Raw genomic sequence first — 1,006 nt, forward strand, 5'->3', positions numbered from 1 at the left:
ATTAAGCAGGGTGAAACGTATCCAAATTTAACAGTTGGTTCAAGGGGAAAATGGGTTGGGTTCCATCATCTCAAAAAGCTGAGTTTCATCCCATTTTTTACATTGGTTCCGACTGGCCTGATTGCACCTTTTGCTGCATACTGGCCGTCCATTTCGGTAGACGGGGAAACATATGGTGTATTATTAGTTCCATTTATTATTGGTTTCGATCATTCGGTGAAAAATGTACTTCCTGAGGTTGCTGCAAAAAGCCTTGGCAGAAAAATGGGTCTGCTTGGGATGATCGTATTGCTGATCGCAATAGGTAGCATATTCTATTGGAGTTTATCAATTGCAGCTGTGGTAATTGCCATACTGGGTAGGGAATTTGTCAGCTACAGGCATCGCTCGAAAGATGGAGCTAAACAATCCTTTTTCAGCCAGAGTACACGTGGGTTGACCGTTATCGCGATTGTTCCACATACACCCGCTGAACGATTGGGAATTCAGATTGGCGAGAAAATAAGTAAAGTTAATGGGCGGACAGTGCAGAACGTTGATCAATTTTATCAGTTCCTCCAAATAAGCGGAGCATTTGCAAAACTGGAAGTATTGGACCGTGCGTGGGAACCCAGACTCTTACAAACGGCAATCTATCAGGATGATCATCATGAACTAGGTTTGGTGTTTGTTAAAGATCGGTATCAAATCAACGAAAAAAATCAGCAAACGAGTTAATAAAAAAGACCGAGAAGTGTTTTAACAAAAGAAAAATCCGAAATAACCGAAAAATGTTGCATATAACCGCTCTGGAAATATACTTCGCTTTCGCGGGGGCTACACATATTTCCGGAGCTAATAAAGGTCGTTGTTCGTCATTTTAGGGGAGGAATTGGTTTAGTCCCAGCCACTTTTCTGCACAAACCTATTATATTACTTATAACTTAAATTCCTTATGTGTATGAATTCCCTCTTTTTTACCATTTTCCAGACCACAAATTGAACCTCATTGGCTTGTCACCATCTG

Annotated in this window: 1 protein-coding gene; it reads left to right on the top strand. The window is 40.9% G+C overall.

What is annotated here, in order from left to right:
- Positions 1–717: PDZ domain-containing protein (locus AC3G7N_RS20595; RefSeq protein WP_489424033.1), on the top strand; the 717-nt coding region annotated here is incomplete at its 5' end.
- Positions 718–1,006 lie beyond the last annotated feature (289 nt).

The sequence above is a fragment of the Virgibacillus carmonensis genome (assembly GCF_057836705.1).